The organism is Streptomyces sp. W16 (assembly GCF_033194735.1).
In the GTDB taxonomy this organism is placed as follows: Bacteria; Actinomycetota; Actinomycetes; order Streptomycetales; family Streptomycetaceae; genus Streptomyces.
The window spans coordinates 1-26,061 of sequence record NZ_JAWOAI010000076.1 but is presented as its reverse complement, the minus strand read 5'-3'; the positions used below and the strand labels follow the sequence as shown (position 1 = coordinate 26,061).

At 70.7% G+C, this 26,061-nt stretch carries 27 protein-coding genes; 12 read left to right on the top strand and 15 right to left on the bottom strand.

From position 1 onward, the window contains the following. Positions 1 to 111: 111 nt before the first annotated feature. The 7 genes from R6V09_RS13195 to R6V09_RS13165 form a co-directional block, all read right to left on the bottom strand. Positions 112 to 1,044 carry a pseudouridine-5'-phosphate glycosidase gene (locus R6V09_RS13195; RefSeq protein ID WP_317881586.1) on the bottom strand — a complete coding sequence of 311 codons (933 nt, stop codon included), beginning with the start codon at positions 1,042 to 1,044 and terminating at the stop codon, positions 112 to 114. After that, entirely contained in the window at positions 1,041 to 1,313 is a 273-nt protein-coding gene (locus R6V09_RS13190) for a tautomerase family protein (RefSeq protein ID WP_317881585.1), read from the bottom strand. Before R6V09_RS13190 ends, R6V09_RS13195 begins: the two co-directional genes overlap by 4 nt. Positions 1,314 to 1,348: 35 nt before the next feature. Next, positions 1,349 to 5,179 (bottom strand): non-ribosomal peptide synthetase family protein, encoded by a 3,831-nt coding sequence (locus R6V09_RS13185; RefSeq protein ID WP_317881584.1) that lies wholly within the window; start codon positions 5,177 to 5,179, stop codon positions 1,349 to 1,351. 37 nt (positions 5,180 to 5,216) lie between these two features. Beyond that, positions 5,217 to 6,125 carry an EamA family transporter gene (locus R6V09_RS13180; protein WP_317881583.1) on the bottom strand — a complete coding sequence of 303 codons (909 nt, stop codon included), beginning with the start codon at positions 6,123 to 6,125 and terminating at the stop codon, positions 5,217 to 5,219. Next, a complete protein-coding gene (upp, locus tag R6V09_RS13175) occupies positions 6,122 to 6,787 on the bottom strand; it encodes a uracil phosphoribosyltransferase (protein WP_317881582.1) in 666 nt (221 codons plus the stop codon). The genes R6V09_RS13180 and upp overlap by 4 nt, the downstream gene beginning before the upstream one ends. Before the next feature lie 114 nt (positions 6,788 to 6,901). Beyond that, entirely contained in the window at positions 6,902 to 7,585 is a 684-nt protein-coding gene (locus R6V09_RS13170) for a phosphoribosylanthranilate isomerase (RefSeq protein ID WP_317881581.1), read from the bottom strand. 99 nt (positions 7,586 to 7,684) lie between these two features. Then, complete coding sequence (locus R6V09_RS13165) at positions 7,685 to 8,347, bottom strand: nitroreductase family protein (protein ID WP_317881580.1); 663 nt, start codon at positions 8,345 to 8,347, stop codon at positions 7,685 to 7,687. A 124-nt stretch (positions 8,348 to 8,471) separates the two neighbouring features. Here R6V09_RS13165 and R6V09_RS13160 point away from each other — a divergent pair, with 124 nt between their 5' ends. Further along, positions 8,472 to 8,975 (top strand): MarR family winged helix-turn-helix transcriptional regulator, encoded by a 504-nt coding sequence (locus R6V09_RS13160; RefSeq protein ID WP_317881579.1) that lies wholly within the window; start codon positions 8,472 to 8,474, stop codon positions 8,973 to 8,975. Between the two features lie 18 nt (positions 8,976 to 8,993). On the opposite strand, the gene R6V09_RS13155 is transcribed toward R6V09_RS13160, so the two are convergent. Continuing rightward, positions 8,994 to 10,418 carry a M1 family metallopeptidase gene (locus tag R6V09_RS13155; RefSeq protein WP_442810043.1) on the bottom strand — a complete coding sequence of 475 codons (1,425 nt, stop codon included), beginning with the start codon at positions 10,416 to 10,418 and terminating at the stop codon, positions 8,994 to 8,996. 41 nt (positions 10,419 to 10,459) lie between these two features. Here R6V09_RS13155 and R6V09_RS13150 point away from each other — a divergent pair, with 41 nt between their 5' ends. After that, on the top strand, positions 10,460 to 10,882 hold the full coding sequence (locus tag R6V09_RS13150) for a hypothetical protein (RefSeq protein ID WP_317881578.1): 423 nt from the start codon (positions 10,460 to 10,462) through the stop codon (positions 10,880 to 10,882). A 52-nt stretch (positions 10,883 to 10,934) separates the two neighbouring features. Further along, positions 10,935 to 11,435 carry a hypothetical protein gene (locus R6V09_RS13145; RefSeq protein WP_317881577.1) on the top strand — a complete coding sequence of 167 codons (501 nt, stop codon included), beginning with the start codon at positions 10,935 to 10,937 and terminating at the stop codon, positions 11,433 to 11,435. Between the two features lie 117 nt (positions 11,436 to 11,552). Here the strand turns inward: R6V09_RS13145 and R6V09_RS13140 are convergent, their stop codons facing one another. Next, positions 11,553 to 12,242, bottom strand: coding sequence for a pentapeptide repeat-containing protein (locus R6V09_RS13140; protein WP_317881576.1), 690 nt, complete (start codon positions 12,240 to 12,242; stop codon positions 11,553 to 11,555). 83 nt (positions 12,243 to 12,325) lie between these two features. Between R6V09_RS13140 and R6V09_RS13135 the strand changes: the two genes are divergently transcribed. Both R6V09_RS13135 and R6V09_RS13130 read left to right on the top strand, forming a co-directional pair. Continuing rightward, positions 12,326 to 13,291, top strand: coding sequence for a zinc-binding dehydrogenase (locus R6V09_RS13135; RefSeq protein ID WP_317881575.1), 966 nt, complete (start codon positions 12,326 to 12,328; stop codon positions 13,289 to 13,291). Positions 13,292 to 13,347: 56 nt separating this feature from the next. Continuing rightward, the gene (locus R6V09_RS13130; protein ID WP_317881574.1) at positions 13,348 to 14,838 is read left to right on the top strand and encodes an MFS transporter; all 1,491 of its coding nucleotides are present in this window, start codon (positions 13,348 to 13,350) and stop codon (positions 14,836 to 14,838) included. 191 nt (positions 14,839 to 15,029) lie between these two features. On the opposite strand, the gene R6V09_RS13125 is transcribed toward R6V09_RS13130, so the two are convergent. Beyond that, positions 15,030 to 16,448, bottom strand: a complete 1,419-nt coding sequence (locus R6V09_RS13125; RefSeq protein ID WP_317881573.1) for an NAD(P)/FAD-dependent oxidoreductase — start codon at positions 16,446 to 16,448, stop codon at positions 15,030 to 15,032. Positions 16,449 to 16,457: 9 nt separating this feature from the next. Continuing rightward, positions 16,458 to 17,111 (bottom strand): rhomboid-like protein, encoded by a 654-nt coding sequence (locus R6V09_RS13120; RefSeq protein ID WP_317881572.1) that lies wholly within the window; start codon positions 17,109 to 17,111, stop codon positions 16,458 to 16,460. On the opposite strand from R6V09_RS13120, the gene R6V09_RS13115 reads away from it, so the two are divergent. Further along, entirely contained in the window at positions 17,110 to 18,036 is a 927-nt protein-coding gene (locus R6V09_RS13115; RefSeq protein WP_442810042.1) for an aminoglycoside phosphotransferase family protein, read from the top strand. The genes R6V09_RS13120 and R6V09_RS13115 overlap by 2 nt on opposite strands. A gap of 154 nt (positions 18,037 to 18,190) precedes the next feature. Here R6V09_RS13115 and R6V09_RS13110 read toward each other — a convergent pair whose 3' ends face one another. Then, positions 18,191 to 19,117 (bottom strand): LysR family transcriptional regulator, encoded by a 927-nt coding sequence (locus R6V09_RS13110; protein WP_317881570.1) that lies wholly within the window; start codon positions 19,115 to 19,117, stop codon positions 18,191 to 18,193. Between the two features lie 157 nt (positions 19,118 to 19,274). Here R6V09_RS13110 and R6V09_RS13105 point away from each other — a divergent pair, with 157 nt between their 5' ends. From R6V09_RS13105 to R6V09_RS13090, 4 genes are all read left to right on the top strand, one after another. Next, the gene (locus tag R6V09_RS13105; RefSeq protein WP_317881569.1) at positions 19,275 to 20,534 is read left to right on the top strand and encodes an MFS transporter; all 1,260 of its coding nucleotides are present in this window, start codon (positions 19,275 to 19,277) and stop codon (positions 20,532 to 20,534) included. Beyond that, positions 20,531 to 21,022 carry a GNAT family N-acetyltransferase gene (locus R6V09_RS13100; RefSeq protein WP_317881568.1) on the top strand — a complete coding sequence of 164 codons (492 nt, stop codon included), beginning with the start codon at positions 20,531 to 20,533 and terminating at the stop codon, positions 21,020 to 21,022. Before R6V09_RS13105 ends, R6V09_RS13100 begins: the two co-directional genes overlap by 4 nt. Before the next feature lie 333 nt (positions 21,023 to 21,355). After that, on the top strand, positions 21,356 to 21,511 hold the full coding sequence (locus R6V09_RS13095) for a hypothetical protein (protein ID WP_317881567.1): 156 nt from the start codon (positions 21,356 to 21,358) through the stop codon (positions 21,509 to 21,511). A gap of 139 nt (positions 21,512 to 21,650) precedes the next feature. After that, a complete protein-coding gene (locus R6V09_RS13090) occupies positions 21,651 to 22,619 on the top strand; it encodes a DUF4037 domain-containing protein (protein ID WP_442810040.1) in 969 nt (322 codons plus the stop codon). On the opposite strand, the gene R6V09_RS13085 is transcribed toward R6V09_RS13090, so the two are convergent. Next, entirely contained in the window at positions 22,600 to 23,085 is a 486-nt protein-coding gene (locus tag R6V09_RS13085; protein ID WP_442810039.1) for a DUF5994 family protein, read from the bottom strand. The two genes, R6V09_RS13090 and R6V09_RS13085, sit on opposite strands and share 20 nt — an antisense overlap. Positions 23,086 to 23,374: 289 nt before the next feature. Between R6V09_RS13085 and R6V09_RS13080 the strand changes: the two genes are divergently transcribed. After that, positions 23,375 to 24,376: an acyl-CoA desaturase gene (locus tag R6V09_RS13080; protein WP_317881566.1), complete on the top strand. Its 1,002-nt coding sequence runs from the start codon at positions 23,375 to 23,377 to the stop codon at positions 24,374 to 24,376. 42 nt (positions 24,377 to 24,418) lie between these two features. Next, positions 24,419 to 24,832 (top strand): DUF5994 family protein, encoded by a 414-nt coding sequence (locus tag R6V09_RS13075; RefSeq protein WP_317881565.1) that lies wholly within the window; start codon positions 24,419 to 24,421, stop codon positions 24,830 to 24,832. On the opposite strand, the gene R6V09_RS13070 is transcribed toward R6V09_RS13075, so the two are convergent. Further along, positions 24,808 to 25,575, bottom strand: a complete 768-nt coding sequence (locus R6V09_RS13070) for a GAF and ANTAR domain-containing protein (RefSeq protein ID WP_317881564.1) — start codon at positions 25,573 to 25,575, stop codon at positions 24,808 to 24,810. The two genes, R6V09_RS13075 and R6V09_RS13070, sit on opposite strands and share 25 nt — an antisense overlap. Further along, on the bottom strand, positions 25,572 to 26,061 hold a 490-nt coding region (locus R6V09_RS13065), incomplete at its 5' end, for an ANTAR domain-containing protein (RefSeq protein ID WP_317881563.1). The genes R6V09_RS13065 and R6V09_RS13070, both read right to left, overlap by 4 nt.

Sequence of the window (26,061 nt, the reverse complement as noted above, 5' to 3'; positions counted from 1 at the left end):
AGGCCACGCGGACGGGCTGAGGAACTCAGCCCCTCCGGCGTCTGAGGAGCGGGGGTCCGGGGGCGGAGCCCTCCGGGGACAGCACGGGTGGGGGTCGCGGGGAAACGGCGGTCAGGAACCGTCGGCCACGTGGCGGGCGTAGGCCGCGGCCAGGCGCCCGCCCACCTCGGCGGTGGAGATGAGGACGGCCATGTTGGCCTGCGCGGTACGGCCGCCGGTGGCCCGGTCGACCGCGTGCATCAGGTACTTGGTGAGGCCCTGGCCGGTGACACCGTCCCGCTCGGCCTGGGCGAGCGCGTCCCGGATCGCGGCCTCGGCCTCGGCCGCGTCGACCGCGTCCTCGGCCCGGGGCGGAGTGGTGAGGACGATCCCGCCGGCGTGGCCGGTGGCCCAGTGGGTGGCGACGACCTCGGCGATCAGGTCCTCGTCGTCGATGCGGTGCGGGGACCGGACGCCGCTGGAGGCGCAGTAGAACGCGGGGAAGTCGTCGGAGCCGTGGGAGATCACCGGGACGCACTGCGTCTCCAGGTACTCCATGGTCAGCTTCAGGTCGAGGATCATCTTCGCGCCGGCGCAGACGACCGCGACCTTGGAACGGGTGAGCTGGATCAGGTCCGAGGAGATGTCCATGGTGGTCCCGGCGCCCCGGTGGACGCCGCCGAGGCCGGCGGAGGCGAAGAACGGGATCCCGGCCAGCTCGGCAGCGACCAGCGAGGACGCGACGGTGGTCGCGCCCGGGCCGCGGCGGGCGAGCACCACGGGCAGATCGCGGCTGGAGACCTTGGGAATGCCGGTGCCGGACGCGAAGCGTTCGATGTCCTGCTCGGTCATGCCGACCCGGATCGCGCCGTCCTCGACGCAGATCGTCGCCGGCACGGAACCGCCCTTGCGGACGGCGGCCTCGACCTCGTACGCGGTCTCCGCGTTCTGCGGGTACTTCAGGCCGTGGGTGATGACGTTGGACTCCAGCGCGACGACCGGCCGGCCCTCGTGCAGGGCCTCATGGACCTCTTCGGAGTGGACGATCGGGATACGGGCGGTCATCGGGTTCCTTCGGTGGTTGCGATGGGTTCGGTGGGGAGGGGCTGGGAGTAGTTCGGCTGCTTCCACAGCAGGTGGGGTTTGGCCTCGATCTCGGGCCGATGGACGCGCTCCATCCACACCACTGGCTCGACGGGCTCCACCGCGAGGGACACCGCACCCGCGTCCGTGCCGAAGACCCGGGTGACGGTCTCGGTCAGCGCGGCGACCAGGTCGGCCTTCTCGGCCTCGGTGAACGTGCGGGGGAAGTGCTTGATGCTGATGTGCGGCACGACCGCGTTCCTTTCCTGCTGACACCTACCGACATCTACTGACTGACCGTCACTTGCCGTATGCGGCCGATGAGTTCGCCCACCCCGTGCTTCTTCAGCACCCCGTAGTGGTCGCCGTCGAGGTCGACGACCGTCGGCGGCTGGGCGGAGTATCCGGAGCTGTTCTCCAGGAAGGAGTAGTCGTCGCCGCGGGCCTTGAAGACCGTGACCGGCGCCTCGATCCGGCGCTCCTGGAGCTCGCGGAAGCTGTACTCGAACTCGTAGGTCCCGGCGGCGATCCGGGTGATGCGGCGAATCGTTCCTGCATCGAGTGCGGGGAGCCGGTCGTGGACAAAGGCGACGAAGGAGTCCTCGTCCGTGACCTGCCTCAGGCAGGCTTGGACGGCCGGGCCGTGCGCGGTGCCCGCGAAGACGGAGAACAGGATGGCGACGTAGGCCGGGTTGGCGAACGAGGCCTCGCGGCCCCACCGCCGGCCGTCCTCCGTACGCACCTCGGGGTTGCCGGGGCAGATCAGCAGCAGGTTCTCGACCTTCTCGCCGAGCTGCTCCAGCTGCCAGGCCGCCTCGAAGGCCACCCGGGCGCCGAAGGAGTACCCCCACAGCGTGTACGGCCCGGACGGCCGGCCCCGGCGGATCTCCGCCACGTCGGCCATCGCCATCTCCCGGATCGAACCGTGGGGCACCTCGCCCGGGTTGATGCCGTGGGCCTGGACGCCGGTCACCGGACGGTCCAGGTCCACGCCCTGGGCGAGCAGCCGCAGGTTCATCGGGTAGCCGCCCAGGCCGGGCCAGCAGTACACCGGGGCCGCGGTGCCCGCGGTGTGCAGCGGCACCAGGCGGGAGGCGCGCCCGGGGGCGCCGTCGTCGACGCGGGCGGCGAGGTCTGCCAGCCGCGGGGACTCGAAGACGACCTGCAGGGGCAGGGCGGCGCCGAACTCCCGGTTGATCCGGTTGACGAGCGCGACGGCGTGCAGGGAGTTGCCGCCCGAGGCGAAGAACTCGTCCTGGGTGGAGACGTCGTCGTACTTCAGCATCCGGCCCCACTCGGCGGCCAGCCACCGTTCGGTCGCCGTCGCGGGTGCCACGTACGCCGACGCGCCGCGCTGCGCGCTCACCTCCGGCAGCCGGGCCGTGGCCTTGGCGTCGATCTTGCCGTTCGCGGTGAGCGGCAGTTCGTTCACCACCACCACGCGGGCCGGGATCATGTAGTCCGGCAGGAACCGCGCGAGGTCGTCGCGGATCATCTCCGCGGGGCCCTTGGTGTGCACGGCGTCCTCGCTCATGCCCTCGTGCGCTGCCTGCCCGGTGCTGATCCGGCCGCCGACGAAGAAGTACGAGGCCGGGGCGGCCGGGACCCCGGCGGCGGCGAGCAGTTCGTCCAGGCGGCGGGCGGCGGACAGCGGGTTGCCCGTCTTCGACGAGTAGCCCGACGACATGAGGCCCATCCCCGGGACGCGCTGGAGGCGGTGCAGCAGCGTGCCCAGCACGAGGTAGCGCTGCCAGTCCTGGCCGGCCCGGGAGACGGCGCTGATCCCGAACGCGGCCCGGTCGTACACGCCCTGGTTGATGGCGATGACATGGCGCCGCTCGACGGTCTCCGCGCCGATCCGGCTCAACTGGCCGTCCCGGTACCGGTACAGGCCCTCCGCCAGCCCCGCCACCCGGTCGCCGTGCGCCTGCACGAACAGCTCCACCTGGTCCGGGCGCGGCAGGCCGTGGTCCGCGGTGATCTCGAAGGTGCCCAGGTAGCGGTCGCCCTCGGCGGCGTCGAGCCGCGCCGTGACGCCCGGGTCGAAGCCGACGGGGCCGATGGTCAGGCCGTAGCCGGGCAGGACCTCCTCGAAGACACCGACCATGTGGCCGGCCTCGAACTCCAGCACCTCCACGATGTTGTTCTTGTAGACGGGCTCGATCGCTCGCGTACGGCCCAGGAAGTGCACCCGCAGCACAGGACCGGTGAGCTGCTCGGCGAGGTCGCCGACGCGAACGAGGGTGTGCTCGGCGGGGTGGTGGTAGTAGACGCCGGACAGCCCGAACAGGCCGTCGATCTCCAGGTACGTCTGGGTGGCGTAGAGGGCGCCCGGTGAAGCGTAGGCGTACTTCGGCAGCAGCCGCTCCGCGCTGCGGAACGGGCCGAACCAGCGCAGGAGTTGGCCGAACTCCTCCAGGCTGAGCTCGGTGAGCGCGCACGGTACGCCCTGCGTACGGGGGCGGGGGGCGAGCAGGGCCAGGAGGTCGTCGGCGGTGACAGGACCGCCGTCGTAGAACCGGTAGGTCTTCCGGGCGAACGCCTCCCGGCGCTGCTCCGCGGTGGCCGACTTGCCGGGCAGCGCGATGACTTGACGACCAGTCAGCTCTTCCCGACTCCGCACGCCCGGGTCGGAGAGCTGCGCCTTCACCTGGAGCTTCGACGCCTTCGACTGGTGGTGGGCGGCGTCGCTGCGCCCCTGGTCCATCACCGCGGCCGTCCGCTCGTTCAACTCCACCGCCGCCACAAGGGACTTGCTCCCGGTGCGCGGATCGTCGGTGACGACCGCCGCGGCGCGCCGCACCCAGGTGTGCTCCTCGATCCGGGAGGCGACCTCCTCCAACTCCACGCGGTAGCCGCGCAGTTTGACCTGGTTGTCGCTGCGGCCGGTGAACTGGATGGTCCCGTCCGCGTTCCACATGCACAGGTCGCCGGTGCGGTACAGGCGCTCGGTCGGGTTGAACGGCGAGGTGACGAACCGCTGGGCGGTCGTCTCGGGCAGGCCGATGTAGCCGCGGGCGAGCTGGACCCCGCCGATGAACAGCTCGCCGCTCTCGCCGATGTCGACCGGCTGTCTGTTCTCGTCGAGGATGTAGCAGGTCACGTGGTCGGCCGGCACCCCGACCGGCAGGATCCCGGCGGACGCCCCGTCGAGGACGTCCGGGTCGACCCAGTGCGAGGTGGCGTTGATCGTGGTCTCGGTCGGTCCGTAGAGGTTGACCAGGGACACCGCGGGCAGCGCCGTGAACAGGTCCTTGGCGAGCGTGGCGGTGAGGGCCTCGCCGCCGGAGAAGAGCCGGGTCAGCGAGGTGCAGGCGGTCAGCTCCTCGGTGTCGACGAGCGCCTGCAGCAGGGTGGGCACGCCCTGGAGCGCGGTCACCCGGTGCTCGCAGATCATCGTGATGATGGCCTCGGGGTCCCGGAAGAGCCCCGGACTTCCCATCACGACCCGGGCGCCGACGGCGCAGGCCAGGATCTCCCACTGCGCGGCGTCGAAGCTCATCGGCGTCTTCTGCAGGATCGACGCCCCGGGGCCGAGGTGTCCGCAGTCGGCCAGCCAGCGCAGCTGGGAGACGATGCTGCGCTGCTCGATCATCACGCCCTTGGGCCTGCCGGTGCTGCCCGAGGTGTAGATGACGTAGGCGAGATGGTCGCCGCGCGAGTCCGGCAGCGACGCGCTCGCCTGCCCGGAGGCGTCGGCGAGGGTGACGACGGTGGTGCCCTCGGGGACGAGGGCGAGGGCGCGCTCGCGCAAGTGCGGCTGGGTGACGACGACTTCGGCCCCGGAGTTCTCGACCATGTACCTGAGCCGGGCTTCCGGGTAGTCGGGCGAGAGCGGCAGATAGGCGGCGCCGGCGGTGAGGATGCCCCACACGCCGGTCATCAGGTCGGCGGACGGCTCGGCGTAGAGGCCGACGCAGGTGTCCGGTGTGACACCGAGCGCGGCCAGGTGGGCGCCGAACCGGTCGGCCCCGTCCTTGAGTTGGCGGAAGGTGACATGGCCCTCGGAGGTGGTGAGGGCGATGTCGTCGGGACGCAGGCGGGCCTGGTGGGTGAGCAGGCCGCGCAGTGACGCGGGCTTGGAGAACACGCCGGTTATCGGTGGCTGGGTGTTCATGTGGTGTTCGATCCCCCCGGATTGGTTGATGTGTCGCTCAGACCCGACTGGCGGCGCGCGCGGGCGGCGCGGGTGCGGGCTGTTTGCCGCGGTTGCGCGGCTGGGCGAGGACGACGGCCGCCACGACGGCCACGGCGCCGACCAGTTGGAGCGGGCGCAGGGTCTCGTCGAGGAAGAGGTAGCCGAGGACCGTCGCGCACAGCGGCGAGGCGAACGACAGGAACGAGGCGGCCAGCGCGGGCAGTTGGGACAGGCCGCGGAACCACAGCACGTAGGCGATCAGCGCGCCGATGATGCCGAGGTAGAGGTACCCGCCGACGTTGCCCCAGGTGAGGTGGTCCGGCAGGTCCTCGCTCACGAGCATGATGGGCAGCAGGACCAGACCGCCCACGGTGAGCTGCCAGCCGGTGAAGGTGAGCAGGCTGACGTCGCCCGGACGGCCCCACTTCTTGGTGAGCACGATGCCGGAGGCCATGGACAGGGCACCGAGGAGTCCGGCCACCACGCCGACGCCGTCCAGGCCGGCGTGCGGCTGCAGCACCAGCAGGGCGACGCCCGCGGCGGCCAGCAGACAGGAGCCGACGTGCAGCGGCCGGATCCGGTCCTTCAGCAGCAGCGAGCCGAGCAGCAGCACGATCATCGGCTGGATGGACATCACCAGGGCGGCCACTCCACCGGGCAGGTGGTAGGCGGCGAGGAACAGGAAGTAGAAGAACGCGCCGATGTTCAGCACCCCGAGGACGACCGCCCGCCACCACCACACACCGCTGGGCAGCTTCCGCGTCATCAGCAGCAGGATCAGTCCGGCGGGCAGCGCGCGCAGGGTGGAGGCGAGCAGCGGCCGGTCCGGCGGCAGGAACTCGGTGGTGACCAGGTAGGTCGATCCCCAGACGGCCGGGGCGAGCGCGGTGAGCGCCGAAGTCGCCGCGATGCGTTGGCTGTTCACTTGACGGCTCCGGAGTCGGTGGTGCCGAAGAACCGGTCGCCGAAGTCGCCGATGCCGGGGATCATGAACGCGTGCTCGTTGAGCCGGTCCTCGATCGCGCTGGTGACGATCCTCACCTGCGGTCGCTCGGTGGCGACCCGGCGCAGTCCCTCGGGGGAGGACAGGAAGTTGATCATGACGATGTGGTTCTCGGGCACCCCGGCGTCCCGCAGCACGTCGACGGCGGCGATCGCGGAGCCGGCCGTGGCCAGCATCGGCTCCAGCAGGAGTACGTGCCGCTCGGCGATGTCCGCCGGAAGGTGCTGGTAGTACAGGTGCGGCAGCTTGGTCCGCTTGTCGCGCTGGATGAGGATCTTGCCGATCCGGATGCCCGGATGGACGTAGCGCAGCTCGCCCTCCATGGCCTCGCCGGCCCGGATGACGGGCACCGCGCAGATCTTCGTGGCGAATTCGAGCCCTTGGTAGCTGGTACCGACCGGTGTGGTGACGTCCTTCTTGGTGAACGGCAGCAGATCCAGGCCGGCTTCGAGCAGCAGGCGGATGACGCGCCGCGAGTAGAAGACGAAGTCCTCGCGGGGGCAGTCCCGGTCGCGGATGATCGTATGGATGGCGCGCAGCTGGTCGGTCTGCGGAAGCAGGTGCACATTGTGGCCCGTGGTCACGGGTGACTCCTCAGGGTCCGGTGAGATCGACGGGAACACGGAAGAGACCGGAGAGAACGGACGACCGGAGGGGTGTCCCCTCACCCTGCGGTCGCCCCGACGTCCTCGAACCGGTCAGCCGATCTCGTCGAACGCGCGCCGGGCCTCGGCGAGGAACTTCGCGACCTTCGCCCGGTCCTTGCGCCCGTCGGGGCCCTCCAGGCCGGTGTGCGCGTCGACGGCGGCGGGCCGGACGGCGCGGATCGCGTCGCCGACGTTCTCCGGGTTCAGCCCGCCGGCCATCATCAGCGGCTTGGGCGAACGGCGGACCAGCTCCGCGGAGACGTTCCAGTCGTGCGTGAGGCCGGTGGCACCCTTCGCGCCGGTCCTCGGGTCGAAGGTGTCGGTGATGTACATATCAACGAAGGGGTGCGTCTCGTCGACCAGCCGCAGCAGCTCCTCCGCGTTGTCCGCCTTGACGACAAGCGACTTGAGGACGAACAGCTCCGGCCGGAGCTCCTTCAGCCGGCGCAGCTGCGCGGTCTCCACGTCACCGTGCAGCTGTACGGCGACGACACCGAGCTCGTGGCAGAAGGCGCTGATCTCCTCCGCGTCGGTGAGGTAGCTGATGAGGACACCGGCGTGCGGGGCCTGAAGCCCCTTGATGATGACGGCGGCGTCCTGCTCCGGGATGTCGTCCTTGCCGGACGGCAGGCGCAGCGCGAAGCCGATCCAGTCCGCCCCCTCGCCGATGATCATGTCGGCTTCCGCGGCGTCGATGATGCCGGCGACCTGGACGAGCTTGTTGACAGTGGTCACGAAGACCAACCCCCCTTGTTGTCACGGCCGTTCGGTCGGCCGTGTGTGTATGTGCCGCGGACAGCCGGAAACGCCCCACGTTCCCGGCACCCGCCGATGTCAGCGTCCGTACGTCTCCCTGAAGCAGGTCAGCGAGCGGTCCCGGCGCCCCGGGTGACGGCGGGACTCGGCCGGGTGGCCGAGCGGGACGAGCAGGGCGATGTGCAGGTCGTCCCGGCCGTCGATGCCGACGGCCTTCTTGACCGCGTCCTCGTCCCAGCCGTTCATCGGGCTGGTGGCCAGCCCCGCGGCCTCGGCGGCGACCATGAAGAAAGAAGCGGCGATCATGGCGTCCTTCACCGCGTACTCACGCTCCAGACCGCGCTCCCGCAGGTCCTCGTGGAAGAGGCGCGCGTCCTCGGGCGAGGCGGCGGCGAACCGCTCGGACCACGCACCGCCCCGCCGCGCCGTCTCCCAAACATCACCGCGGTCCTCGCGCCAGGCGCCGGACTCGGCGACGAACACCAGCGTCACCGGCGCCTCTTGAGGATGCGGCTGCCCACCGGTGGCCTCGGCCAGGGCCTTGCGCCCCGCCTCACCACTCACCACGACGACGGACCTGGCCTGCAGGTTGAAGCTGGACGGAGCCTCCAGAGCCAGCTCGACCAGCTCGCGCAGCAGCGGGGCCGGCACCGGATCGGGCCGGTAGTGGCGGATGCTTCGGCGGGACCGGATGACCCGGGACACGGTGGCGTGATCCGTCGCGAGCGGCTCCACAGACATGAGACCAAGTCCTTCGACGTCGAACTATCTGACATCGAGAGGTTATGTCGTGGACTAGGGTGCGGTCAAACAGTTTGTTGTCGAATTAATGTGGCTGAAGCAATAGTGAACAGGAGGTGACCCCATGAGCGATGCCGTCACCCGTGACGCGGTCGACGACTTCATGGGCCAGTGGGCCGCCCAGCGCACTGACCTGGACCTCGACGCCATGGGCACCATCGGCCGCGTCCTGCGGCTTTCACGGCTGGTCAACACCCGACTGAAGGAGTACTTCGCCCAGTACGACATGGAGACCTGGGAGTTCGACGTCCTCGCCACCCTGCGCCGCAGCGACCGGCCACTGACGGCGAAGGCCCTGGCCTCCAGCGTCATGATCGGCTCGGCCGCCCTCACCAACCGCGTCGACCGGCTCGTCGCCCACGGCCTCGTCACCCGCGACTCCGTCCCCGGCGACCGCCGCAGCCTGCACATCGCGCTCACCGACGCCGGGCGCGACCTCGTCGACCGCGTGGTGGAAGGCCACGTACAGAACCAGATCCAGATCCTCTCGGCCCTGGAGGGCACCGACCGCGACGAGCTGACCCGGATGCTGCGCACCCTGCTGATCTCCCTGGGGGACACCCGCTGAGTGACCCGGGCCGACCCGTCAGGCGTGCGCCGGCTTCCCGTCCCCGTACAACCAGTCCTTCCAGATCCCCCCGAAATCCTTCCCCGGCGCCATCTTCTCCACGTACGCCGTGAACTCCGCCGTGGTCGCGTTGCCGTGGCGGTGCGCGGCGGCCCAGCCCTGGACGATGTCGTAGAACCGCGCGTCACCGACCGTCCGGCGGATCTTCTGGAGGACCATCGCGCCACGTTCGTACACGGGACTGTCGGAGATGTGGGCGGCGGAGCTGGGCCGGGCCGGAGGGAAGGCCCAGACCGCCTCGCCGTCGGACGGGTCGTCGAAGTAGGTGCCGTCGTAGAGCGCGTCGAAGGTCTCCTGGGCGGTGTCGCCGCCGTGGTCCTCGGACCAGAGCCACTCCGCGTAGGTCGCGAAGCCCTCGTTGAGCCACATGTCGCGCCAGGTCCTCGGGGTGACGGAGTCGCCGTACCACTGGTGGGCGAGTTCGTGGACGAGGGTGGCCGTGTCGGGGGCGCCGGGGAAGACGGGGCGGTTCTGGGTCTCCAACGCGTAGCCCGCGTCGCCCCGCCGGTCGACGATCGCGCCGGTCGAGGAGAAGGGGTACGGGCCGAAGTTGTACTCCTCCCACTCCATGATCTCCGGGATCCGGGCCAGCACTTTGCGGCTGGCCGCCGCCTCGTGCGGGTCGACCGCCGTGTACACGGGAAGGCCGTTCTTCGTCGTCGTACGGATGATGTCGTAGTGACCGATCGCGACCGTGGCCAGGTAAGTCGCCATGGGCTGCGCGGTGCGCCACCGATAAGTCGTCCCCGTACCGCCGGTGTTGATCGTCTCCGCCCTCAACTCCCCGTTGGAGACCGCCTGCAGACCCTTCGGGACGGTGATCGCGATGTCGTACGTCGCCTTGTCGGAAGGGTGGTCGTTGCCGGGGAACCACGCCATCGAGCCGGTCGGTTCGCCCAGTGCCAGCGCGCCGTCCGCCGTGCGCAGCCAGCCCTCCTTCGAGCCGTCGGGATCGGTGATCGTCCCGGGGGTGCCGGAGTAGCGGACGGTCGTCCGGAACGTCCCGCCCTTGGGGAGAGTGGAGGGCGGCCGGACCGTCAGTTCCTGGCCCTTGCGGGTCCAGCGTGCCTTCCTGCCCGCGACCGTCAGCGACTTGACCTCCATGCCCTTGAGGTCGAGGTCGAAGGCGGAGAGGTCGCGGGTGGCTCGGGCCGTGATCTCCGCCGTGCCCGTCAGGTGGTGGGTGTCGGGGCTGTAGGCGAAGGTCAGAGCGTAGTGGCTGACGTCGTAACCGCCGTTGCCCGCCTGCGGGAAGTACGGGTCGCCCACACCGGAACCGCCGGGTGTGCCCTGGAAGGCCGCGCCCGACCCCGTGCACGCGGTCAGGGCGAGGGCCAGCGCGCAGGCGGTGGCCATGGGAACAAGCCGTACGGATCGGGGCACGTCCGCGATCCTATGAGTCCGGAGCTCGTACGCTCGGCTCCATGCCCCGCTCCGCCAAGAAGCCCCGCCGACTCGTCGCCAACGGACGCACGTACCTCTGGAGCCTGCGCCACAGGCACACTCACACCGACAGTCAGCCTGAGGGCTGCGTCCACACCCTCACCCTGCGTCCCCAGCCGGCCGGCACCGGCGGCCCGCTGCGCATCGTCTTCGCCGCGGGGCCGGGGCGGTACGTCCCGGGCGGCGCCCCCTTGGGCTCCGGGGACGTGGGCTACGTCCGGGGCGCATCCCTCAACCTGCACGAACCCGGCGCCGTCCGCGCCCTGCTCGACGCGGCAGCGGCCCACGGGTGGCTGCCACGACCGGAAGAACCGCAGGCCATGGAGGTCGACGGCTGGCCCCTGCTGGAGCTGGCCGCCGCCGCACAGAACGGGGACGGAGACCGTCCCACCGGGACGGTGTGAGTGATCGCTCCGGCCGCCCTCGGCCCTCCCGAACCGTGACACCATCACCTACGTGCTCGACATCGGCTACGCCCTCTCCAACCGCTTCCCGGACCCCCCGCAGACCGACTACCGGCGCGCCGACGTCCACGCGCTGCGGCACGACCTGTTCTGCGGTGACGTGTATCTCGCCGACACCAAGGCGGACCGGGAGGTGGCCACGGCCTGGGGCTGGGTGCCGGTGCTCGACTTCGCGTGGGCGTTGTGCGACATCGTGGAACGGATCGACCAGGACCCGGCGGGTTCGCGGGCGTCCCGGCCACAGCGGGCGGAACTGGACTTCACCGAGTCCACGGACCGGATGCTCTTCGAGCGGCGCTTCGGCTGGGTGGACGTGGAGGCGGACTGGATGCGGCGGGACGAGGAGCCGTTGACCTTCTCGCACACCGAACTCCGGCGCGAGGCAAGGGACTTCCTGCACGATCTGATCGCCGACCTGGTCGACATGCACGATGCGCTCGGCGAGAACCCGGCGATCTGGACGCTGCAGGCGAAGTTTCCCAGGCTGCCCTGAGCTGCACGTGCCGTCCCTGGGGGCTGCGCCCCCAGACCCCCATCGGCCCTGAAGGGGCCTCGTCCTCAAACGCCGGACGGGCTGACAGATGTCACCCTGCGCCGGACAGCCGCCCCCTCACCCCTCCACCCGAATCCCCATCTGCACCGCCAACACCGGCGCCAGATCCAGCAGTTGCCCCATGCTGATCACGGCCCCCGACAGCCGGTCGATCCCCCGCGTGATCTCCAGCTCGGCCGCCCCGCGCAGATCCACGTCCGTGAACGTCACCCCCGTGAAGTCCACCCCCTTCAAAACGCAGTCCACGAACTCGACCCGCTCCAGCCGGGCATCGAGGAAGTCCGGCTCCACGAGCACACACCCCTCGAAGACGACGTCCCGGAGCCGCGCCTTGCGCAGATTCAGGTAGTCGATCTTCCCGCCCCGAATCACCACCCGCTCCAGAACGGCGCCGTGCAGCTGCACACCGCCCATCCTGGCGTCGATCACCTCGACATCGCGCAGGGTCGACTCCGCGAGGTCGGTGCCGACACCGCGTATGCCGGTGAGGACCGAGTCCAGTACCCGGGCGTGGTGCAGTCGCGTCTCGTCCAGCGCGCAGCCGGTCAGCGCGCAGTCCATGAAGCGGGCGCCCCCGCCGTCCTGCCCCGCGAAGTCCTCGTCCCTGATCTCCAGCCCGTCGTAGTCCCCGTCCGGCTCCAACTCCCCACCGCCGTAAGCCTCCAGCGCCGGCAACCGCACCTCCGGCCGCCGCGCCCCCTTCACTCCACCCGTCCCGCCCGCCCCGCCCGCCGCTCTCCTCGCCATGCCCCCATCCTGCACCCCACCACTGACAACGAGACCGACGAACCCTTGACCTCAAGCACACTTGAGGTTGAAGAGTGACCCCCATGCATGCCATACACCTCCACACCTTCGGCCCCGCCGACAACCTCACCTACGAACACGTCGACGCCCCCTCCCCCGACCCCGGCCAGGTCCGTATCGCCGTAGCCGCGGCCGGAGTCCACCTCCTGGACACCGTGCTGCGGAGGGGCGAGCAGGGCCCGCTGCCCGAACTCCCCACGCTCCCCACCGTCCCCGGCCGCGAGGTCGCCGGTGTCGTCGAGTCGCTCGGGGAGGGGGTCGCCGGGCTGTGGCTCGGGAAGCGGGTGGTCGCCCACCTCGGATTCGCGCCCGGCGGGTACGCCGAGTCGGCCGTGGTCGATGTGGACCGGGTGCACGAGATCCCGGGGAACCTGGACTTCGCACAGGCCGTAGCCATGATCGGAACGGGCCGCACGGCGATGGGAATCGTGCAGTTCACCGAACTGGGAACGGACTCCGTGGTGGTCGTCCCGGCCGCCGCCGGAGGACTGGGCACCCTCCTCGTCCAGTACGCCGCACACGCCGGCGCCACCGTGATCGGCCTGGCCGGCAGCCCCGAGAAGGCGGCCCTCGCACGCGCGAACGGCGCCGACCTGGCCGTCGACTACACGACCCCGCAGTGGCCGCAAAAGGTACGGGCCTGGCTGGGCGGCCGGCAAGCGACCGTCGTATTCGACGGCGTCGGCGGAGCCATCGCCCGAGAGGCAGTGGCGTTGCTCGGGCCCGGCGGTCAGCACATCGTCTTCGGATGGTCGAGCGGAGAACCGTACGAACTCAAACAAATATCCGAACAAGTGCTGGGCTCCACGATGACGCAGAAGACCGGCGGCCCAAGCCCCATCCGAACCCTCGAACTGCGGGCACTCACCGAGGCCGCCGAGGGCCGACTCGTACCGGCCGTACAACGCTTCCCGCTGTCCGCCGCGGCGGAAGCGCACCGAGCACTGGAGACCCGGCGAACAACGGGAAAGGTGGTGCTGGAGCCATGACCAAACACGACGGGCCCGCAGATGCAATACACACCGATTCATGGTCTTCTGGGCAGATGAGCGTCACCCGAACAGGTGAATCAGGCGCGGCTGCCGGCCCCGATCCCCGCCGCTGGTGGGGCCTGGTGATCATCGCTCTCGCACAGCTGATGGTCGTACTCGACGCGACGATCGTGAACATCGCACTCCCCTCCGCACAACGCGACCTGGGCATGTCCGACGGCAACCGCCAGTGGGTCATCACCGCCTACACCCTCGCCTTCGGCGGCCTGCTCCTCCTGGGTGGCCGGATCGCCGACCTGGTGGGCCGCAAACGGACCTTCGTCATCGGCCTGATCGGCTTCGCGGGCGCCTCCGCACTCGGCGGCGCGGCCACGACCTCGGGCATGCTCTTCGGCGCCCGCGCCCTACAGGGCGTCTTCGCCGCCGTACTGGCCCCCTCCGCGCTCTCCCTCCTCACCACGACCTTCACCGACCCGAAGGAACGCGGAAAGGCCTTCGGGATCTACGGCGCGCTCGCGGGCAGCGGCTCGGCGATCGGCTTCATTGCGGGCGGCCTGCTCACCGAGTACCTGAACTGGCGCTGGTGCCTCTACGTCAACATCCCCATAGCGGTCATCGCAGTCGTCGGCGCCTACGCCCTCCTCCACGACCGCCCCGGCCACACGGGCGCCCGCCTGGACGTACCCGGCGTACTGCTCGGCTGCGGCGGACTGGTCGCGATCGTCTACGGCTTCAGCGAGGCGGAGCCACGCGGCTGGACGGACTCACTGGTACTGGCCCTGTTCGCCGCAGGCGCCGCACTGCTCACGTCCTTCGTCTGGTGGCAAACCAGAGCCCCCAGCCCCCTCCTCCCCCTCCACATCGTCAAGGACCGCAACCGCGCCGGCTGCTTCCTCACCATGGGCCTGGCAGTCATCGGCATGTTCGGCATGTTCCTCTTCATGACCTACTACCTACAGGTCATCCTCGACTACTCCCCCGTAAAAACCGGCATGGCCTTCCTCCCCCTCACGGCCGCGATCATCATCGGCTCGACCCAGATCTCGGCCCGCCTGATGCACCACGTACCCCCGCGCACCCTCATGGTGCCGGGCGCGATCCTGGCCGCAGCGGGCATGTCCTTCTTCACCCGCCTGACAGTCAACTCGGACTACGCGACCGAACTCCTCCCCGGCCTAATCCTGATGGGCCTGGGCATGGGCCTGATCTTCATGCCGGTCTTCGCCACCGCCACGGCCGGGGTCGCTCCGCAGGACTCGGGCGTGACCTCCGCGACCGTCAACACCGCCCAGCAGGTGGGCGGTTCGATCGGTACGGCCCTGCTCAACACGATCGCCACCACCAGCAGCACGGCCTACATCACCGCCCACCTCCACACCCCGGCCCAGAAGGCCCTGATCACCAGCAAGGGCATCGTCCACGGCTACACGGTCGCCATCTGGTGGGCCGTAGCCGTAATGCTCCTGGCAGGCCTGGTAGCGGGCCTGATGGTGACGGCAAGGGCACCGAAGCACGCGGCGCCAGTACCGGAGTCGGTGAGCTGAGCCGACCGGCCGGGCCGCCCGCGTACGGCGCGAAGGCGACGTGTCGGGGGGTGTCCGCCCGCAGCGGTTGGCGCGTCAACACCCTCGCCCTCTTGAGACACCGATTCCGCGCCGTTCCGAGGACGGATACCCCCCGACGCGGCGCCGACTCACCACGAACAACAGGCGAACCCCCCACACACCCGCAGCCCTCAGTGACGCCCGGCCACCCGATCCGCGACCCGCGCCAACCGCGACGACTCCGCACTGTGCCCGGCCAGTTCACGCCGGTCAGCCGCACGATAGGTCGCGTACATCCCCTGCACCCCCAGCCAACGGAACGGCTCCGGCTCCCACTTGCGCACCTTGTGGCCGACCCACGGAAGCGCGACGAGATCAGTGGGCCCAGCCTCCCCGGAGTCCAGCCGAACCAGATCCCGCAACGTCCGCGCGGCAAGGTTCGTAGTGGCGACACCCGAGCCGACGTACCCGCCGGCCCACCCAAGCCCCGTAGAACGATCCAGCGTCACCGTCGCACACCAGTCGCGCGGCACCCCGAGCACCCCCGACCACGCATGCTCGATCCGCAGCCCGGCGAGCGACGGAAAAAAGCGAACAAGGACATCCCGCAACGCCTCGACAGTCGCCGCCTGCGTCCGCCCGTCGTTGTCGGTCCGCGACCCGAACCGATACGGCACCCCACGCCCGCCCAACGCGATCCGCCCATCGGCGGTGCGCTGCGCATACATGTACGCGTGGGCCATGTCGCCCAGCGTCTCCAGCCCGCCCCACCCCACCGACTCCCACTGCTCTTCGCTGAGCGGCTCGGTCGCGATCATCGAGGAGTTCATCGGCAGCCAGGTCCGCCGCTGCCCCTTGAGACTCGCGGTGAAGCCCTCGGTACACCGCAGGACATAGGGCGCACGCACAGCGCCGTACGGCGTGACCGCGCACCGGGGCCGGATCTCGGTCACCGGCGTCGACTCATAGATGACAACGCCCAGCGCCTCGGCCGCCGCCGCAAGCCCCTTCACCAGCTTCACCGGATGCAACCGCGCCCCGTGCGGCGTCCACGTCGACCCGACCGCGTCCGCGACCCGGATCCGCTCGGCGGTCTCGCGGGCGCCGTACAACTCACGGTCCTTCTCGCCGTACGACAGCTCGTGCTCGTGAAAAGCCTTCAGCCGCGCCAACTGCGCAGGCGTACAAGCGACTTCGAGCACGCCACCCCGATGGACGTCGGCCTCGATCCGCTCCTCCTCCGCGACCGCGACGACCTCGGCGACGGTGTCGTTCATGGCCTTCTGCAGCCGTACGGCGGCTTCCCGCCCATGGAGTTTCGCGTACCGGTCCCGCCCCGCGATCCCGTTGTACAGCCAGCCACCGTTCCGCCCCGAGGCGCCGTAACCGCAGAACTTCTGCTCCAGAACCACGACGCGGAGGGAGGGATCCGCCTTCTTCAGGTAGTACGCGGTCCACAGCCCCGTGTATCCACCGCCGACGATCACGACGTCGGCGGAGGCGTCACCGCCAAGAGGCTCCCGCCGCGCCGGAAGACCGTCGTCCGCGTACCAAAAGGAGACGCCACCATTCACGACACCACTCGCCGAACCACTCGCCGAACCGCTCATATCCGGACGCTAACCCCTGAAGGCGGCCACTGTCTCCTTCGGATTCCATGCTTTTCCGCAGCCCCTGACCAGCGGATAACACGCCAGCCCGATCGCCACGGAGGTGAAATGCCCGAGATCGGTGAACGTACGATGCGTCGCCAACGGCACCCCGTAGACCGCCGCCACGACCACCGCATACAGATACCGCCAAGGCACAGCGATCCGGTACACCAGCACCCCGACCACCCCCGCAAGCGCGTAACTCACCCCGATATCAAGGGTGTCGACAGACGAGTGCGGCGCCATGCCGTTCTTCACCGCCCACAGCAGCGCCCCCTCGCTGATCAGCGTCGCCAGCACATGCGCGGCCACACACACCATCAGCCACCGCGCCGTCCCGAGCCACCGCTCCGCCTGCGCGTGGAACACCGTGTACAGCACGGCGTACGGCAGCCAGCGCCCCCCGTCGATCCACATCGCGCTCGCGAACAGCACCCGCACCGGGTTGTTCGACAGCTCGTGGATGTTGGTGGACCGCTGCCGCAGGAACTCCTGCTCGAACTCCGGCGACATGTGGTGCATGGCGACCGTGGTCACGAACAGGATCCCCAGCCAGACATACGTGCCGGGCGCGCTGCGGACGTACGTCCACACCCTGTGGAGGCCCCGGGTAATTCGCATGAGCCGATTCACGCACGCAAGTATCGTCGGAGCCGTGATCGACATTCCGGCCGCGCTGGTCGCCAGTTACGAGAGTTCCGGCGGGGAGGCGGGAGAGGCCGCGGGAGAGGCCTTCGCCACCGCTCTCCGGGAGCGGGCCGCGCGGTTCCTCGATCAATGGGAGCTGCGCCTCGACGGACCGTCGATGAACGGCCGGTGCGCGCTGGTCCTGCCCGTGCTGCGGGCGGACGGAACGCCGGCCGCGCTCAAGCTCCAGGACGTGGACGAGGAGACGGTCGGCGAGCCGGTCGCGCTGCGGGTCTGGGACGGCGACGGGGCCGTACGACTGCTGGAGGCCGACGCCGACACAGGCACGCTGCTGCTCGAACGGCTCGACTCGGCGCGGGTGTTGGCGGATCTGCCGGACTCCCGCGAGGCCACGCTGGTCGTCGCCCGGCTGCTGGCCCGCTTGACGGCCGTCGAGGCACCGGCGGGGCTGCGGCGGCTCGGTGACATCGCGGCACAGTGGCCGCACCGGACCTCGGCAGTACTGCCCCACGTCGCCGACCCGGCCGAGCGGCGGCTGCTCGCGGACTGCGCGGCGGCGGTGCGCGAGGTCGCCGGCGAACCCGGCGACCGGCTGCTCCACTGGGACCTGCACTTCGAGAACGTGCTGGCCGCGGACCGCGCCCCCTGGCTCGCCATCGACCCCAAGCCGCTCGCGGGCGACCCCGGCTTCGACCTCCTCCCGGCCCTGTGGAACCGCTTCGACGCGGACGAGATCGGGTGGCGGTTCGACGCCATGACGGAAGTACTCGGGCTGGACCGGGACAGGGCACGCGCCTGGACGCTGGGCCGGGTGCTGCAGAACGCGCTGTGGACGGTGGAGGACGGGCGTCCACCGCAGCCGGATCACCTGGAGATCGGCCGGCGGCTGCGCGGCTAGGTCTGTTGTTACGCCCACGCCGGTGTCCAGGTCCCCGCGCCAAAAAGGCCGGGGCGAGTGCTGCAGAACGCGTTGTGGTCCGTGGAGAGCGGGCTGCCGCCCGCGCCGCACCACCTGGAGATCGGCCGGCAGCTGCGCGGCTGAGGGGTGGACGTCACGCCCACGCCGGTGTCCAGGCCCCCGCGCCAAAAAGGCCGGGGCGGGCCGAGCCGAGGTGGTCGCGGAGCGCCGCGAGGGCGGGGTGCCGGTTGTCGCGGTGCCGGACCAGGGAGTGCGGGTAGACCGGCGTCGGGTTCCGTACAGGAATGCGCCGCAGGTCGTGACCGGCGGGCCAGACCAGGCGGGTCTGCTCGCCCACGAGGGTCGCCAGCGAACGCGAACCGGCGACGGTGTCCAGCAACGGCTCCACCCCGAAATCGGGCCCGCTGCTCTCGATGGTGAGTCCGAAGGCCGCGGCGAGCGCGTCGTAGTAGGCGGCCCACTCGGTGCCGGGGACGATGCCGGGCATCCAGATCCGGTGCCCGACCAGCTCGGCCGGGGTGACCGTGCGCAGGCCGGCGAGCGCGTGGGCCGGACCGGTGAGCAGCTGGACGGGCTCGTCGAAAGCGCGGCTGACCTCGATGTCGTCGGGGAGCCGTCGGCCGGTCATGGTGACGGCGCGGAAGGACGCGTCGACCGTGCCGGAGCGGATGGCTTCCATGGCCGCGTCCGCGTCGAAGAGGGTCACGACGTCCAGCTCGATCTCGGGGCGCGCGCGATGGAAGTCGCGCAGCAGTACCGCCGGAGCGAGCCCGCGCCCGATCACGTCGACGCGCAGCGCACGGTGGCCGGCGCGCACGGAGGCGAACGCCCGTGCCTCGGCCCGCAGCAGTTCGCGGGCGTGCGGCAGGAACGCCCGCCCGTCGACGGTCGGTTCGGCCCCGCGCGGCGTACGCGCGAAGAGCCGTACGCCGACGGTCCGCTCCAGCGCGGCGATCCGCTTGGAGACGGCCTGCTGGGTGATCGACAACTCCGTGGCGGCGTCCTGGAAACGGCCCGCGTCCGCGATGGCCACGAAGGTGCGCACAGCGTCGAGATCCACGTCGGCGACGATACGGGTGGCCACTGACAACGGCCGCACACCAGCCAGTACAACCAGTGGTTGTAGCCTCGCGGCGCGGCGGTTGTTTGACCGGCGAGGGTACCCCTGGGTTGGATCCCTGAGGTCAGCGCGGGATGGTTCGACCGAGGGAGTGCGGGTGGCCAGGCGAGCGCTGGGGCGCCGGTTCGGGTGGCTGTGGGCGTCGTTCGCGGTCAGCTCGTACGGCACCGGGCTCGGGTTCGGCGCGTTCTCCTTCATCGCCATCCTCGTGCTGCACTCCGGGCCGACCCAGGTCGCGGTGCTGGCCGCGTCGGGGCGGGCGGTGGGGGCCCTGGTCGCCGTACCGCTGGGCCCTTGGGTGGAGTTCCGCCGCAAACGGCCGGTGATGATCGCGATGGACCTGACCCGGTTCGCGGCGCTGCTGACGGTCCCCGTCGCGTTCGCGTTCGGGCTGCTCACCTTCGCGCAGCTCCTCGTCGTCTCCGTCGTGGTCGCCGCGGCGAACATCGCCTTCAACGCGGCCAGTGGCTCGTACCTGAAGTCGCTGGTGCCACGGGAGGACCTGCTGGTCGCGAACTCCCGCTTCGAGTCGACGACTTGGACCTCGACCATGCTCGGACCCCCGCTCGGCGGGGCCGCGATCGGCCTGTTCGGCCCGGTGACGACGGTGGTGGCCGACGCGGTCAGCTATCTGCTCTCGGCCCTCGGCATCCGTGCCATCGGCGGGACGGAACCGCGCCCCGAGCGGAGCGGTGGGCCGCGACTGCGCGCGGGCGATCTGCTCGACGGCTGGCGCTACATCCTCGCCCACCCCACCCTGCGCCCGCTGCTCCTCAACGCGATGGTGGTCAACGGCCTGATCATGGCCGCCGAGCCGCTGCTCGCCGTACTCATGCTGGGGCACCTCGGATTCACGCCCTGGCAGTACGCTCTCGTGCTCGCGGCCTCCTCCGGCGCCGGGGGCTTCGTCGGCTCACGCCTCGCGCGCCCGCTCGCGGCCCGGTTCGGACGGCACAGGGTGATGCTGGTCTCCGGGGTACTGCGCGCGTGCTGGCCCGTCGGGCTGGCGTTCGTCCGGCCCGGAGTCCCCGGGATGCTCCTCGTCACCGCCGTCCAACTCGGCCTGGTGACCTGCATCGGCGTCTTCAACCCCCTGCTGGCCACCAGCCGCCTCGAACAGACCGCCTCCGACCGGGTCGCCCGCACCCTGACCGCCTGGTCGGTCAGCACCAGCGCGGCGATCGCGCTGACGACGGCCGCGTGGGGACCACTGGCCGCGGCCACCACCCCGCGTACGGCGATCGCGCTGGCCGGAGTCCTGCTCCTGGCCAGCCCCCTCCTGCTCCCCCGCCGTGATCACACCCCGAACCCCGCCGAGCCCGGCAAGGATCCGAGCCCCACTACCCTCTCGGCATGATCCGCACCGCGACCCGCACCGACATCCCCGTCATCCACGCCCTGATCCGCGAACTCGCCGCCTACGAGAAGGAACCCCAGGAGGCGAGGGCCACCCCGGAACAGCTCCACGAGGCGCTCTTCGGCGAACAGCCCGGCGCCCACGCCCACATCGCGACCGACGACACCACCGGCGAACCGGTCGGCTTCGTGCTGTGGTTCCTCAACTTCTCGACCTGGCGCGGAGTCCACGGCATCTACCTGGAGGACCTGTACGTCCGCCCCACCGCCCGCGGCGACGGCCACGGCAAGGCCCTCCTCACCGAGCTCGCCCGCATCTGCGTCGCCCGCGGCTACGAACGCCTGGAGTGGTCCGTCCTCAACTGGAACCGCCCCGCGATCGACTTCTACGAAGCGCTGGGCGCCCGCCCGCAGGACGAGTGGACGGTGTACCGGCTGACGGACGGGGCGTTGACCGGCTTGGGAACGCCGCCTCAACCCGCCTTCTGAATAGCCCAGTTGCGTGCGCGCCCTGGCTGTAGTCTGGAGTGAGCGGACGGCCCAGTACGGGCCCTTCGGGCGAAGTCCGGGTTCCCCGGTAGACGCAGCCGAACGGGCCCGGAAGCAAGTGTCGACGCGCCCGCGCCAGAACAAAGAGCAGAATGTATAGGTCATCGCGACCTCAACGAACACCCTGCAAAGGGCTCACGGCCGGCGGGCGCCGTGGGGGGACAGACACCCGTCTGTCTTCGTTGAGGTTCGCGCCTCGGCGCACCTCTCTCGAAGACGACGGCCAGACCGCCTTGGAGGGGCGATATGTGGGCCGTTATGCAGGACCTGGCCGTGACCGCGCCGCAACTGCTGCTGTACTGCTTGGCCTTGTTCGTCGTCATGTTCGTCGTGACCGTCGTCATCGCCCTGCGCAAGTCCGAGGCCAGTGAGCGTCCGGAGATCATCCGGGCTCTGGCCGACCTGATGGCGTTCTGGCGACGCAAGTGACCCTTTTGACAGGCGAGTTGTCCGCCCTTGGTCGGCGCCACTGCTCCACGCACTGGCCGGGAGTTGAGGGACGGCGACGCGAATTCGTGTACACGATCATGCGCGGACTGGGCAGGGTCCCCGCATGAGCTTCACGAATATGCCAACTTTCTTACCCGGCCTCGAAATCTCCCGCCGTTTCTACACAGAAACCGTCCGCCCCCTCCTCGAAGAGACCGCCCCCGGCCTCCCCCACTCCGCCGCCCGCATCGGCGGCGGTTCCGAGGTCCTCGGCTACGACACCCTCCGCTCACGGGACCACACCTGGGGCCCGCGTCTCCAGCTCTTCCTCCGCACCCGGGACGTCCCCCGGCACGCGGGCCGTATCAGACACCACCTCGCCGAACACCTCCCGAGAACCTTCCACGGCCACCCCACCCACCACTGCGTCGAAGTCACCCACACCACGGCCTGGTTCACCGACACCCTCGGCTTCGACCCGACGCACGGCACAACCCCCGCCGACTGGCTGGCCACCCCCACCCGACTCCTCACGGAGGTCACCGCGGGCGCGGTCTTCCACGACGGCCTCCACCAACTCGGCCCGCTGCGCCACACCCTGCGCTGGTATCCCCACGACGTCTGGCTGCACGTCCTGGCCCGCCAGTGGCAGCACATCGCCGAGCGGGAGGCCTTCGTCGGCCGCTGCGGCGAGGTGGGCGACGAACTGGGCTCCGCCATGAACGCGGCCCACCTGACCCGCCATCTGATGCGCCTGTGCCTCCTCATGGACCGCCGCTACCCGCCGTACGACAAATGGCTGGGCAGCGCCTTCGCCCGCACGACGGCAGGACACCGCCTCACCCCGGTCCTCACGGCCGCCCTCGCCGCAACGGACTGGCACAACCGCGAGAAACACCTCGCCCACGCCTACGAAACGGTCGCGGGCATCCACAACCAACTGAACCTGACCGACCGCGTCGACCCGGCCACCCGCCCGCACCGCTCCGGACCGTTCCGGGTGCTGCACGCCGAACGCTTCACGAAGGCCCTGATCGCACGCATCTCGGACCCGGCGCTCCAGGAACTGCCCGACGGCACAAGACAGTTCAGGCCGGACGACGCATGAACTCGGCGGTGCCGTGCCGGCCCTCGTCCGCGGCGACGAACGCGCTCGCGGTCAGCTGCGGGCCGTCGCGGTCGGACGCGGCGGCCATCAGCCGGGCCGCCGACTCCGCCCCGGTCTCCGGCGGGACGACCAGCAGATCCCGGCGTCCGTTGTCGTACGTGAGCAGCAGCAGCTTGTGCGGGTCGAATTCCGTGAACCAGCCGGCCTTGACGACGTGACCGGCCACGGGAACCTTGCGGGGGATGTCCGGCCAGTACGTCGGGTTGACGGCGACGCGGGTGATGCGGCCCCACAGAGGGTCCAACACGGCGGTCAGCAAGGGCAGTTCGCTCAGCAGATCCCGGGAGCGGGGCCACCACGCACCGTCCAGGAGGCCACGGGCGGCACCGCTCTTCAGCGTGAGCCGGACAGCCGGGGCCGCGACGAGCCCGGGCTGCGGGAGGGTGGGTTGCACGGTCGCCGTCATGATGCGGACCCGTCTCCGGGCCGCCGCTGCGGCAGCACGGGTTTCGTCTCTCACCGAGGACGACCCGGTGCGGAAACCGGTGTGCGAAGTGCCCTCAGTACTGTCCACCGTACTCCCGCACGCTCCGACCAGGCCCGTTCCGGAGCGTGCGGGAGTACCGTGGAGCAACCGAGGGCTCTTGACGTGCCGGTGTCCGGTCCGGCGTCCTGTCCTCGCGTTCCCTTCCCTTCCCAGGGGCAGCCCGTGACCCCGGCCGCGCCATCCGCACCGACGGCCGAGGAGTCCCGCCATGTCGATCCTTTCCACCCCGTCCACGACGGACGTCCCGACGGGCACCGACCCGCCGCCCCCGTCCTACGACGGCACGTCCCCGTTCCCGGAGGACGGCCCGCCGGCCGTGCGCGACGGCGCGGCGCGGATATACGTGAGCGTCACGGCGGCGATCGTCGTCCTGCCGTTCGTGGGGCTCGGCCTGGCCGGCTGGCTGCTGTGGGGGCGGCTCATCCACCCCGTGGACATCGTGCTCGCGGTGGTCCTCTACACGATCACCGGTCTCGGCGTCACGGTCGGCTTCCACCGCGGGCTCACCCACGGCTCGTACCGCGCCGTCCGCCCCGTCCGCGTCGCCCTCGCGGTGGCCGGGTCGATGAGCTTCCAGGGCGACGTCATCGGCTGGGTCGCCACCCACCGCCGCCACCACGCCTTCACCGACCGGCCCGGCGACCCGCACTCGCCGTACCGCTACGGCACCCACCTCTGGGGCCAGTTGCACGGACTGCTGGACGCCCATGTCGGCTGGCTGTTCCGCAACGAACAGACACCGCCGGAGCGTTACGCCCCCGACCTCCTCGCCGACCCCGACATCCGGGCCGTCTCCCGCGCCTTCCCGCTGCTGTGCCTGCTCACCCTCGCACTGCCCTTCGGCCTCGGCTGGGCGATCGGCGGCAGCTGGCTGTACGGCGTAACCGGCCTGCTGTGGGCGGGACTTGTCCGCATCGCGCTGCTCCACCACGTCACCTGGAGCGTCAACTCGCTGTGCCACATGATCGGTGACCGCCCCTTCCGCACCCGCCACCACGACCGCGCCACCAACCTGTGGCCGCTGGCCCTGCTCTCCTTCGGCGAGAGCTGGCACAACCTCCACCACGCCGACCCCACCAGCGCCCGGCACGGCGTCGACCGCGGCCAGATCGACCCGTCGGCCGCCGTCATCCGCCTCTTCGAACGCGCCGGCTGGGTCCACGACGTGCGCTGGCCGACCCCCGACCGGGTCGCCGCCCGCCGCGCCTGACGCCGAACCACCCGTCCCCGTACGGCAGTTGGCAGGAGCCTCATGACCACCGTGCTGCAGCCCCCGCTTCCCTCCCATCCCGTCCTGCGCCTGCGCCTGGCCCCCCACGGGAACCTGCCGCGGGCCATCGACGGCGCGTGGTGGCCCCGCTCGTACGACCTGCCGGCCGAACTCCCGGGACTGCTGGCCGGGTTGCCGCGCCAGTGGGGCCACATCACCAGCGCCACGGTCAACGGGGCGGCGTGGTCCGCCATGCCCGGCCGGCTGCTCGTTTCCCACCAGGTCGTACGACTGCGAAGGACCCAGCTGGAATCCACCCCGCACACCATCGTCCTGCTCGCGCCCGGCCGGGGCCGCTGGGATTTGCTGGTCGTGCCGCCGGACACGACCGAGCAGGCGGCCGAACCGCTCATGGCCGCCGCCGTGGCCGCTCAGCCGTCGTGGTCGCCGGACTGAGCCGTCGCGGGTGCCGGGATGGCCGAGGTGTCGAAGTCGCCGGCGACGATCTGCCCGGCGAGGTCCGACAGACGCAGGTGACGGGCGCGGGCGTAGCTCCGGAACGCGGCGAAGGCATCGTCGACGGAGGTGTTCCAGCGCTCCGCCAGAAAGCCCTTGACCTGTTCGATCAGGATGCGGCTGGTCAGCGCGTTCTCCAGCTGGCTGTTCTCGACATGGGACTGCTCCAGGGTGCGCTGCTGCAGGATCGCGATGGTGGCCACGTCGGCGAGGGCCTGGGCCAGCGCGATGTCGTCGTCGCCGAGGCGGTGCGGAGTGGTCTGGAAGAGGTTGAGCGCGCCGACGACGCGGTTGCGCAGCCGCAGCGGGATGGCGTGCGTGGTCACATACCCGGTCGCGCGGGCCCGCTCGGCGAAGTGCGGCCAGGCGCCGGTCGCCGCCGCCCGGGTCAGGTCGATGTTGGTGCGGGCGGCGCCGGAGCGGTAGCACTCGACGCACGGGCCCTGGTCGTGCTGGAGCGCGAAGAGTTCCAGCAGCCGGGTGTGCTCGTCCGAGGCGGCGATGATCTGCAGTTCGCCGTGCGCGTCCACGAGGAGGATCCCGGCCGCCGACACGTCGAGCAGCTCCACGCAGCGCGCGGAGAGCCGGTGCAGCAGGTCGATGACGTCGAAGTCCTCGACGAGTGAGTCGGCGACCTCCACGAAGATCTCGGCCAGACGTCGTTCGCGGGCCATGGCTATCATCCCTTTCCACCGTCGGGCGAGTACGGCCCGCTCACATCGTCGTCGAAATCGTCGTCGAAGCGCAGCCTGCGGGCGACCACATCCGCCGCGATCTCGCCAAGAGGCCGCTCACTGCTGTACGCGTGGGCCCGCAGGCGCAGCAGGGCCTCCTGTATGGACACGTCCAGCTGGGCGCTGATCATGCCCGTGGCCTGATGCACGACCGCGCGACGCAGCACCGAGGGAGACTCCAGGGCCGCGCCGAACCCTGGACCCTCCCCGCCCCCGCCCCCGCCCCCGTCGTGTCGGTCGCCGTTCAGGAGAGTGCCGGTCAGTACGGCGGTCAGTGCGGCGGCGTCGGTGTACTGCTGCCGGCTCAGCCGCCGCTCGCCGTCGCACAGGAGGGTCAGTACGCCGATCCGGATGACCCCGATGCCCAGCGGGAAGCAGCACACGCCGTGCACGCCCAGCTCGCGTGCGGCCGGCAGCAGCGCGGGCGAGCGCTCG